The organism is Rhodobacter viridis, from assembly GCF_003217355.1.
GTDB classification, from domain to species: domain Bacteria; phylum Pseudomonadota; class Alphaproteobacteria; order Rhodobacterales; family Rhodobacteraceae; genus Rhodobacter; species Rhodobacter viridis.
Map to the genome: position 1 here is coordinate 1 of NZ_QJTK01000031.1, position 10,951 is coordinate 10,951.

Consider the following 10,951-nt stretch of genomic DNA (forward strand, 5'->3'; position numbering starts at 1 on the left):
ACGCGCTTGCGGGCGGGCTGGTAGCCTTTGCGGCGCGGGCCGGGGCGATCGTCTTCGGCTGGACGCTGCCCGCCTATCGCGCCCGCGCCGGACGCGGCGACGCCGAGAACACGGTCAGCCATGCAGGCTGGAGCGAAGTATGTCGCGTAGGGAAATCTACTGCGGCACATCTTTCCGGAATCCCGGCCGCTCTATCACCGGGGCTCTGTCGCGCAAATCCCATGAGGGATTCATCTCGTGAATCCCTCATGGTAGCTGGGCGGCATGAGCAGACCCACGCCCCCCCTACAAGACCAGGAACTGGCCCGCATATAACAAGGCGCTGAAGCGCCGCGGCTCGCTGACGATCTGGTTCGACCCCACCAAGACCTGGGAGGCTGTACCGACAGGGAAGCGTGGACGGCAGCCGGACTACAGCGATACCGCCATCCAGACCTGCCTGAAGATGAAGGTGCTGTTCGGCATGGCACTGCGGCAAACGACAGGGTTCGTTGAGAGCCTTCTGCGTCTGATCGGCCTTGACTGGGCGGTGCCGAACTTCAGTACGCTGTCGCGGCGCCAGAGTGAGATGGGACCGTGGCGCCAGTGGCGCCGCGTAAGCCCATCGAACGCTGAAGGTCAACATCCCGTATCGAGGATCAGCAGGCCCGCTTCACCTGCTGCTCGACACTGAGCCATGGTGCCGCCACTGGTCCGAGGCCCATGGCGAAGGGGATCAAGGTCGAGGGCGAAGGTGAATGGAACGCCCGCAAGCATGGCGGCGCCAAACGCAGGGTCTGGCGCAAGATCCACGTAGGCATCGACGAGAAATCGTTGGAAATCCGGGCGGTGGAGTTCACCACCAGCGACGTCGGCGACGCCCCCATGCTGCCCGAGTTGCTCGACCAGATCCCGCCCGACCAGGAGATCGCCACCGTTACCGCCGACGGCGCCTTCGACACCCGCACGTGCCATGACGCCATCGCCGCCCGCGGTGCTGCCGCGATCATCCCTGCTCGCAAAAACGCCAAACCCTGGAAGCCGGACACCGCCGGGGCGATTGCCCGCAACAAGATCCTGCGGACGTCGAAGCGCGTCGGCAGGACCATTTGGCGACGATGGAGCGGCTATCACCGCCGAAGCCGTGCAGAGACCAAAATGCACTGCGTGAAGCTATTGGGTCAGCGCTTGTTCGCCCGAGACTTCGACCGTCAGGTGGCCGAGTTCCAGGTCCGCGTCATTCGCCATTGTCGCTCGGACCAATGGCGCGACATGGCTCATTCCTCAACGGCTTCACAGGTCTCGGAATACCCGTCACGGAGGCCGTAGGATAAGTCTGTCCGGGGGAAGGGGCAGTCCGGTCCGCAGCCGATTTGTGCAACAGAGCCATCTCACGGGCTCCCCAAATCGCGCCCAGCTTGGCGGTGGCGATCTGGTATTTGACCGACCGCGCTTTCTTCTCGTTGATCTCGGCGGCCAGAAGATCACCAACGATCTGGCGAGGTTCATGCTGGCGGCGCACAAGGAGGGAGACCCCGCCGCCGAGGCAGGCGGTTGCGATCAGGATGTCGCCCAGCGTGCAATGGATCACGGCATATGTGATCTCGCTCTGGGCTCCAGTCTGCCAGAGCGTGTAGAGCGGGACATGCGCTGTTTCCCAGACGAGGTTGCCGATGGCGATAGCCGCGCCGAAGCGGATGAGCTTGCGGCGCTGTAGGGGGGGGATGACAGGGTCATCCGAGGGCCGCAGGGAGAGAAGCGGAGGCCGGGTGCGTCAAGCCGGGCTTCCTGATGCGGTCCTGCTGCGGCGATGCCAGAGCGGTTTCAAGGCTTCGAGGATCAGGAGGACAGCAAATCCCGCGCCCGCCGTCAGGAACAGGTCGTCACGATGTAGGGGGTCGAAGCCGAAGATGTCCTGCGCGGCGGGCCAGATGTTCACGGTGGCAAGGATCCCCGACACTGCCGCGAGGACCAGCAGCAGCGCGGGCTTGGGCCTGCCGAGGGCGGCCGCGGGCGAGGCCCGGAAAGATCGGTTCACGAAGATCAGCGCGATGATCACGATGACCAGCGTGAAGAAGCTCAGGGCGCGCAACTCGTCCGCAGGCATCTGACGCTCCGCGCCCCAGAAGAGGATCGCGGCGACGGCGGCGAAGGCGACGGTGCCCTGGGTGAGGCTCCAGCCGATCAGCCCAGCAGAGAAGAGGCGTTCGGCGGGGTCTCGCGGGGGGCGGTCCATGATGTCGCTCTCTTCGTCCTCGGCCTCGAAGACCAGCGTTGATACGGGGTCGATGACCATTTCCAGAAAGGCGATGTGGATCGGGCCGAGCACGACCGGGAAGCCGAGAAGGAGGGGCGCGATGGCGAGTCCCGCGATGGGCAGGTGGACGGCGAAGATGAAGCCCGCGGCCTTGCGCAGGTTGTCGTAGATGCGCCGGCCCAGACGGATGGCGCGGACGATGGAACCGAAATCGTCGTCCAGCAGAACGATGGCCGAGGCTTCGCGCGCCACATCCGTGCCCCGCCCGCCCATCGCGATTCCGATATGTGCGCTTTTGAGGGAGGGCGCGTCGTTGACGCCGTCACCCGTCATCGCCACAACCTCGTTGCGGGCCTTGAGGGCGTTGACGATGCGCAGTTTCTGTTCCGGCATGATGCGGGCGAAGACATCGCCCTTTTGCAGCCTTTCGCCGAGGGCTGCGTCGTCTAGGCAGTTCAGCTCCTGTCCTGTCAGCGGGGAAAGCCCGTCGAGCCCCGCCTCGCGTGCGATGGCGGTGGCGGTGACGGGGTAGTCGCCGGTAATCATCTTCACCTCGATCCCCGCGCGGCGGCATTCGGCCACGGCTTGCGGGACGCTCTCGCGCAGCGGGTCGGCAAGGCCCACGAGGCCGAGCCATGTCAGACGCAGGTCCTGCTGGTGCTCGGGCAATGTGTCCGTCGTGCCGCCTTGTGCGATGGCCAGCACGCGCAGGCCGGACGCTGCCATCGCGTCCATGTCGCGGGCCATGGCGTCGCGTGCCGCAGGGGGCAGTCGGCAGAGGGTGGCGATGGCCTCCGGTGCGCCTTTGGTGGCGATGGTGAGCTGGGCCGATGTATCGCCGCGCCAGACCTGCGACATGGCCAGAAGATCGGGGCGAAGGCCGTAGGACCGCAGGAGCGTCAGGTCGTCGGGCGGCCCGTCCAGCGCACTCATTGCGTGGAATGCCTGCTCCATCGGATCGAAGGGCTGGGGATCGCAAGCAAGGCGGCCGGTGTGCAGGACCGTGGCACACGCCGCCTCGGCGACCTGCGGCCCGTCGATATCGAAGATCCGCCCGTCCGGCAGGCGCACCTGACGGATCGCCATCCGGTTCTGGGTCAGGGTGCCGGTCTTGTCGGTGCAGAGAATGGTCGCGGCCCCCAGAGTTTCTATCGCTGCCGCGCGGCGTGTCAGGACGCGCGCCCGGGAAAGCCTCCATGCGCCCATGGCCATGAAGATGGCGAGGACCACGGGGAATTCTTCAGGCAGCATCGACATGCCGATGGCGATGCCCGCGAGCACCGCATCCAGCCAGTCGCCGCTGAGATAGGCATGAAGGCCCCCGACCAGCAGGCTGACCAGCATTCCGGCGATGGCCAGCAGGAACACGATCTGACGCGTCTGGAGGTAGAGACGCGGAGTTTCCGGCCGGACCGAGGCGAGGGATCTGCCGATCTTGCCGATCTCGGTACCGGGGCCCGTGGCGGTGACTTCGGCTGTGCCCTTGCCCCGCACGACGAGCGTTCCCGAGAACACGACCGGCAGATCGTCCCCGCCGGGCAGGGTCTGCCGTGCATCCTGTCCAAGGGCCGCGCGTTTGCGGACGGGAACGGCCTCTCCGGTCAAGAGGGACTCGTCGGCTTTTAGGTCATGGGCCGAAAGGAGCCGCGCATCGGCGGGGACACGGTCGCCTTCGGAGAGCAGGATGACGTCGCCGCGCACCACGTCGCGACCGGGGATGCGCTGCCGCCTGCCGTCGCGGATGACGAGGGCGCGCGGGCTACTGAGGTCGCGCAGCGCTTCCAGCACCTTCTCGCTCCTCCATTCCTGCACCAGCGTGATGAGGACAGAGAGGCAGGCGAAGACCATCAGGACCGCCGCATCGCGCGTCTCGCCGAGGAGGGCGTAGATCGCACCCCCGGCGAGGAGGAGGGCGAGCATCGGCTCGCGGAGAACGTCGAGCAGGATACGAAAGCCTGTTCGGTGGTCGCCGGAGGGAAGCTCGTTTGGGCCGTCTGTCGCAAGCCGGGCCGCAGCCTCTGCTTCGGTCAGGCCTGACGTCGTCTGGGAGTCGCGTTCTGCAATGTCTGTCATGATGCGGTCAGGTTCGCAGGGTGTCGCCACGGACACAAGCGGCGCGTCTGTTCAGCGGAAGAGGTAAACCGAAGAGCCTGCGGGGGGGAGCGTGGTCGTCTGCTCAAGAGAACTGATTGCAAGTCTCGATGCCTCCCTCGATCGATCGAAACGGCGGATGGATCGGTGCTACACTTCCGGGTCGGCGGAGCCGAGGACGTGGTGGGCATGGCGGAGGGGAGTACCCTCATGATCCTTGAAACCTTGCCCGCTCTTCGCCCGCCCCGCGCGCCGTGGAACAAGGGCCGCATCGCCGGCCAAAAGCTTCCGTTGCAGCCGAAGCATGTCTGGTTCCTCCGCGTGCGATTGGAAAGGACCGACAATCGGCGTGACCTTGCCCTGTTCAACATGGCCGTCGACAGCAAACTCAGGGGCTGCGATCTGGTCGGCCTCAGGGTGAACGACGTCACTGCAGCCGGTCACGTCAAGGAACGTGCCTCGGGGACCCAGAGCAAGACCCGGAAACCTGTCCGCTTCGAGATCACCGAGACCACGCGCCTCGCGCTGGAACGGTGGATCAAGGATCCCGAGATGATCGGCAGCGAATATCTTTGGCCCAGCCGCGTTCACGCCAGCCCGCACCTGTCGACACGTCAATATGCCCGGACCCTGCGCGACTGGGTTCTTTCGATCGGGCTCGAGCCCAGTGCCTACGGTACGCATTCGATGCGGCGCACGAAGGTTGCGCAGATCTACAAGAAGACCGGAAATCTTCGCGCCGTGCAGCTGCTCCTGGGCCACACCAAGATGGACAGCACCGTCAGGTATCTGGGTGTCGATCTGGAGGATGCGCTGACGCTGTCGGAGGGGATTGATCTATGATCTTTGCCTGGCCGCCCCTGCCGGCCAGGCATGTCGCGCAGGGCGACATTATGCTTGACTTTGGCTGAAATGTCGCCCAAAGCTACATCATGAAGCAGATCAGCACCACCAAAGCCGCGGTCAAGGCATTGCGGAGGATGCCCTCGAATACCGCTGCGCTGATCCGCGCCAAGATTGAAGCCTATGCGCAGGACCCGAACTCGCAGGCCAATAACGTGAAACCCTTGAAAGGCCGGGAGGGTATTCGGCTGAGGGTAGGGGACCCGCGGGTGATCATGGAGGGTCAGGGCAATGTTCTGGCCGTTCTCGATATCGGGCCGAGGGGCGGCGTCTACGACTGAAAGGGTTTGACATGAACGAGATGGTGACGATCCCGCGCGAAGAATATGACCGCCTGCGGGCCGCTGCGGAGGACCTGGCCGACCTGCAAAGCTATGACCGCGCCAAGGCTCGGCTCGCGGCGGGAGAGGACGAATTGATCCCGACGGAGTATGCGAACCGCCTGCTGAATGGGGAAAGCCCCTTGCGCGTCTACCGTGATTTGCGCGGCTTGACCCAGGCTGCACTGGCCGAGAAATCGGGCGTGAAGCGGGTCACCGTGGCCGAGATCGAGACCGGCCGAAAGCAAGGCTCAATCGCAACATTGCGCGCCTTGGCCGATGCGCTCGGCGTGAGTCTGGACGATCTGACAGAGTAACGTCGGCCCTAAGCGGCCGGTCGCGGCTCGACGCGCCTTTCTGGAAGCGGCCGTTCGGGCACGGCGCCGCGACGGGGCAAGCCAGCCCCAAGCGGCCATTCAGGTGGGGCGTGGCGCAATGTGTGGCGCGGGCATGAGAGGCGGCTCGGACCGCCAAACCGCCGAAATCCAGATCCAAGTTCTTCGCGGTTGCATTTGAACCAATGGCGCTTTCCGCTCGGTCATCAACCGCTTCAGCGCTCTCGGCTCTGCCGAGAGCGTCCGCGTTGCATGATGCACGTGGGGAGGGGGCGCTCAAACCTCAAGTCGAATTTCTGCAAAAAAAGGCCGCAAAGGCGTGATGGGCACGCTCAAGGATGAACGTCTTGAACCCTTTGCACTGCCTGCTGCGCTGACAGGCGCTTGCGCCAGAGGGCGAAGCTCTCGGGGCTGATCTCGCGGCGCTTGAGCACCGGCAAGGCCCGCGCGGAATAGGCCAGATCGACCGGGATCTGGCCATATAACGCCGATGCCAGCGCCGGAAAAGCGCAGATCAGCGCCTGACGCGCCATCGCATCCAAGGCCGCATAGCCCGTAGGGCCGGGCCAGAAACTCTCGGCCCAGACCCCCTCTATATTGACAAGTGCATGGCGTGGCAACAAGATGTGGTGGTATGCGCAGCCGCGCTTGCCCGACATGATCCGCGCGCCGGGCCAGCCGGTCTCGACCAGATGCCGCGCCCGGATCAACCGCCCCGTCCCTTCGGGCACCATCAGGCAATGCTGCCCAGAGACCCGAACCGGGCCTGAATTTCCAAGCGCCCCGGCTCGGATCTCGATCGGCAAGAGCCGACGATCCGCCTGCATTTCGGCCGCGCGGACCCGCCGCGAGGCCGTCCAAAGCACCGGTTGCGGCGGCCCGTCGCGCACCCGGACCAGATCGCACACCCGCAAATCCTCGATGGCGACAGGGCCTTGCGGCGTGTCGATCCGGCTGCCCGCGACGAAACAGGGAATGCCCATCGCATGCAGCGTGGCAAAGCGGTCGGCGTTCAAAGTGGCGGGCGAAATGCCGATCAGCGTCACGCTTTCGCCATGCGGGAAGGTCAGCACTGCATTGCCAAAGCTGTCACCGCTGATCGTGACATCCTTGGCATTCACCGGGTTGCCGTCAAGATCTGTCAGATCGCCGACATCGATCTGATCGGTGGTCGGCCCGCCGACAATGGCGCGGGTCATGTCGAAATGGGTGACGCTGTCGGCGCCCGATCCCCCGCCCAGCACGATCGTGTCGACCCCGGTCAGGTCGGTCAACTCGAAACTGTCGTTGCCGGTGCCACCGATCAGCCGATTGGCGCCCGCGCCCGAGGCCAGCGTGTCATTGCCGCTGCCCCCGTCAACTGTGTCATTGCCCGCCCCGCCATCAAGCAGGTCCGCGCCGCTGCCGCCGCTGATCAGGTCATTGCCCAGCCCGCCCGATAGCGTGTCACCGCCCGCGCCGCCGGTCATCGTGTCGTTGCCCGCGCCCGCATCGACATTGACCCCCGCCGCCGAAGCCGTGGCATCGACCTGATCAGCGCCCGCGCCCAACTGAACCCGCTCGATCTCGGTAAAGGTGGCGGTGGAGGTGCCGTCCGACAGCGTCCCCGCTTCGGCGCCGGTCATCGTCAGCGTGACACCGGTGGCCAGCGCGCTTGCATCCAACGTGTCGCCCGCCGCATCATCGACGCTTCCACCGTCGATCGTGTCGGCGCCGAACCCGGCCGACAGCATGATATGATCGGACCCCGATCCCGAGGAGATGCTGTCCGCGCCGGTGCCGCCGTCGATCGTGTCAGCGCCGTCGCCCAACTGGATCGTGTCATTGCCCGCACCGCCGTCGACGCTGTTCGAACCGCTGAAGGCGTTGAAATAATCGTTGCCGTCGCCACCGATCAGCGTGTTGTTGCCCGAGCCGCCCAGAAGCCAGTCGTCTCCCGACCCGCCCGAGAGACAGTCGTTGCCCGCGTCGCCATTCAGCGTGTCGTTACCGGCGCCCCCGGTCTCGGTGTCGTTGCCGTCGCCGCCGTTGAAATGATCGTCGCCGCTGCCGCCGATCACGATGTCATCGCCCGCGCCGCCGGTCAGCGTGACCGCCGAGGTCGCCGCCCCGGCGTCAAGCGTGTCGGCGGCGTCGCTGCCCCAGATCCCCTCGATCTGGGTGAAACTGCCCGAGCCACCGACCCCGAAGCTCCATGTCCCCGCCTCGGATCCGGTAAAGGTGACATGCACCCCCACACCCGAGGTGGAAAAGCCGATCATGTCGAAATCGTAAGTGTCCTCGCCGCCCGCGATCGTGTCGGTGCCGTCGAGGTTGGCAATGATGAAATAGTCGGACTCCGTCCCGCCGCTCAGGCAGTCATTGCCGGTGCCGCCGGTGATCGTGTCATTGCCGGCATCCCCCGTCAGCGTGTCATTGCCCGCCCCACCGTCCAGCAGGTCATTGCCCGCCCCGGAGGCGATGCTTTCCGCGCCGGTGTTGCCGGTGACCGTGTCATTGCCCGCGCCAAGGATCACATGCTCGATCGCCGTGAAGCTGAGCGTGTCGGTGCCCGAGACCACCGTGCCTGCCTCGGTCCCGGAAAAGGTCACCGCGACGCCGCTGGCAAGGCCCGAGCCGTCGAGCGTGTCGCCCGCGGTTTCGCCCGTCTCGCCACCGTCCACCGTGTCATTGCCGAAACTGCTGCCAAGCACGATCCGGTCGTCGCCGTCGCCCGCGACGATGCTGTCGGCGCCGGTGCCCCCGGCCAGCGTGTCGGCGCCCGCGCCGCCCTGCAAGGTGTCGTTGCCCGCACCGCCGGTCAGGCTGTCGGCCCCGTTTTCGCCTGCCAGCACATCGGCGCCCGATCCGCCGATCAGCGTGTCATTGCCGTCGCCCGCCGCGACAGTGACCGAAAGGCTGGCTGCACTCGCGTTCAGGCTGTCGGCGCCCGCTGAAAGATAAAACGCCTCGATCTGGCTGAACGTGCCCGAGGCCGCGCCAGAGACATAGCTGTAGCTGCCCGCCTCTGACCCCGAAAAGGTGACGGTGACGCCAAGCCCCGAACTGTCCGCCAGCGACAGCACGTCGGTGTCGGTGCCCGTCTCGCCGCCGATGATCGTGTCACCCGTGCCCGAGGTCTGGTCAGTCCAGAACGTGTCGGCATCGGCGCCCCCTGTCAGGCTGTCGGACCCGGCCCCGCCCCAGATCTGATCGCCCCCCGCGCCGCCGCTGATCGTGTCATTCGACGCCCCACCATCCAGCGTGTCGGCCCCGCTGCCGCCGGTCAGGCTGTCGGCCCCGTCGTTGCCATAGATCGTCGTGCCGGTGGTGTCGGCGCTCGCATTGATCGTGTCGGCGTATCCGGTGCCCGAGATCACCTCGATCGCGGAAAAGACCCCGTGGTCGTTGACGTTGTAGCTCCAGGTTCCGGCACCCGAGCCGGTGTAGGTGACGCTGACCCCGCTCGTCAGCACATAGTTGGAAAAGGCGATGGTGTCGGTCTCGGTGCCGCCATCGATGGTGTCGGTCTCGTGCCCATCGGTGACGATGAAACTGTCGTTGCCCGCGTCGCCATAAAGCAGATCGGCGCCCCAAGCCCCCGAGATCGTGTCGTTCCCCGCGTCGCCATGCAACGTGTCATTGCCGCCGCCGCCAAGGATCAGGTCGTCGCCAATCCCGCCGCGGACCGAGTCGTTGCCCGCCTCGGTGTTCCAGTCGGCGTTGTTCCCGAAGGTGTCATTGCCCGCGCCAAGATCGACGGAATCATCGCCGTCGCCGCCCTGCACGACATCGTTGCCCGCCCCCGCGGCGACGGTGTCGTTTCCAAGCCCGGCATGGATCGTATCGGCGTCGCCATCAGCGCCATCGATCAGATCGCCGCCACCATCGGCATAGCCGACCCCCATCGAATCTGCGCCGCCCGTGCCCTCGACCACGCCGGTATGGGTGATGATCCCGTCCCAGGGATCGCGGTCGGCGGTCATGTTCCAGCCGTTGCCCGTAGGGGCAACATAGGTGTTCAGCGTGATCGAGCGGATCGCATGTGCCTCGAGCGCGATCTGATCAGCGTTGTAGGTCGAGCGCGGCGCCAGATAGAGGTTGCCCGCCGTATCCTGAAACACCGAGATCTGCGTCAAGCTGGCGGTCGTGCCGTCGACATAGGTCAGCGTGGCCGTATAGGGCAGGATGCTGTCAAAGGTGTGCAGCGCCCCGCCGTCGATGTGAAAGGTGTCGGTGGTGGTAAAGTTGTTGGTGTCGTAGGAGGTCGCCGAGGTGGCGGTATCGGTCCCGCCGGAATAGCTGCCCGCCGACAGGACATGAACATAGTTGCACAAAGGATCGTCGGTGCTGCCGAAGGTGTGCCCCTGAAGCGCCGCAGTGTTTTCGGCAGCCGAATTGCCCTCGGTCGGATCAAGGTCCGCCCAGGTTCCCAGCGAGATGACATTGAAGGTCGTGGACAAGATGCCAAATCCTGCACGGGGCCGCAAAACAGGTAAAGCTAGTCTTCATTCCGTTAAGGATGGCTTCTCGCGTCCACAGGATTTGTGAACAAAGTTAACCGGTTAACGACGCGGGGCCGATGCGACGCTCCGATAATCGACAAGGAGCACGCGACACCGACCAACCATTGGCGCGACGTCAAGATCGTGTGCGATCATGACGTTAAGACATCGAGGCGGGTTTAAGGCGCGAGGCGCGCCCTCTTGAGCGAAATGTCCGCTTCCTGCGCGATGTGTCGATCCGAATGGGGCCAGTGAGCGGCGGCTGTCGCCGGTTTCTGCGTCTGCGATGCGGCAGCCTCATCGTCGGCTCAGCTGAAGGTTTTTCGACGTGGACCGCAGCGCTGCGGTTGCCGCCGGATGGTGGCGGTCCACGTTGACAAACCTCGGAAGGACGAAGCCGCGGGGAGCGATGTGAGGTGGTCCCCGTTTTCCGGACAGATTTGCGGCGTTGCTAAGCTTGCCCGTTGATCAAGCCGCCGCCTTCAGATCTTGGCCCTGATGGGCCTCAACCGGTGTCCTTCCGCCAAGCGCCGAATGGGGGCGCTGCGTGTTGTAGAAGTCGATCCATTTGCCGATGCCTGC

General features: G+C 65.3%; 7 protein-coding genes and 1 pseudogene. 5 read left to right on the plus strand and 3 right to left on the minus strand.

From position 1 onward, the window contains the following. The first annotated feature begins 264 nt into the window (after nt 1–264). Together C8J30_RS17745 and C8J30_RS18790 are read left to right on the plus strand one after the other, a co-directional pair. Nucleotides 265–1,313, plus strand: a pseudogene (locus C8J30_RS17745) (IS5 family transposase). 41 nt (nt 1,314–1,354) lie between these two features. After that, complete coding sequence (locus C8J30_RS18790) at nt 1,355–1,696, plus strand: hypothetical protein (protein WP_181420951.1); 342 nt, start codon at nt 1,355–1,357, stop codon at nt 1,694–1,696. A gap of 57 nt (nt 1,697–1,753) precedes the next feature. Here C8J30_RS18790 and C8J30_RS17755 read toward each other — a convergent pair whose 3' ends face one another. Next, nucleotides 1,754–4,309, minus strand: coding sequence for a cation-translocating P-type ATPase (locus C8J30_RS17755; protein WP_110807400.1), 2,556 nt, complete (start codon nt 4,307–4,309; stop codon nt 1,754–1,756). A gap of 228 nt (nt 4,310–4,537) precedes the next feature. Here C8J30_RS17755 and C8J30_RS17760 point away from each other — a divergent pair, with 228 nt between their 5' ends. From C8J30_RS17760 to C8J30_RS17770, 3 genes are all read left to right on the plus strand, one after another. After that, nucleotides 4,538–5,170, plus strand: coding sequence for a tyrosine-type recombinase/integrase (locus tag C8J30_RS17760; RefSeq protein WP_110807402.1), 633 nt, complete (start codon nt 4,538–4,540; stop codon nt 5,168–5,170). Nucleotides 5,171–5,259: 89 nt separating this feature from the next. Then, nucleotides 5,260–5,511 (plus strand): type II toxin-antitoxin system RelE family toxin, encoded by a 252-nt coding sequence (locus tag C8J30_RS17765; protein ID WP_110807404.1) that lies wholly within the window; start codon nt 5,260–5,262, stop codon nt 5,509–5,511. An 11-nt stretch (nt 5,512–5,522) separates the two neighbouring features. After that, entirely contained in the window at nt 5,523–5,867 is a 345-nt protein-coding gene (locus C8J30_RS17770) for a helix-turn-helix transcriptional regulator (RefSeq protein ID WP_110807406.1), read from the plus strand. A 350-nt stretch (nt 5,868–6,217) separates the two neighbouring features. On the opposite strand, the gene C8J30_RS17775 is transcribed toward C8J30_RS17770, so the two are convergent. Both C8J30_RS17775 and C8J30_RS17780 read right to left on the minus strand, forming a co-directional pair. After that, nucleotides 6,218–10,327, minus strand: coding sequence for a Hint domain-containing protein (locus C8J30_RS17775; protein WP_110807408.1), 4,110 nt, complete (start codon nt 10,325–10,327; stop codon nt 6,218–6,220). A 510-nt stretch (nt 10,328–10,837) separates the two neighbouring features. Continuing rightward, nucleotides 10,838–10,951 (minus strand): integrase core domain-containing protein (locus C8J30_RS17780; RefSeq protein WP_146227878.1); only part of this gene is annotated, 114 nt, incomplete at its 5' end.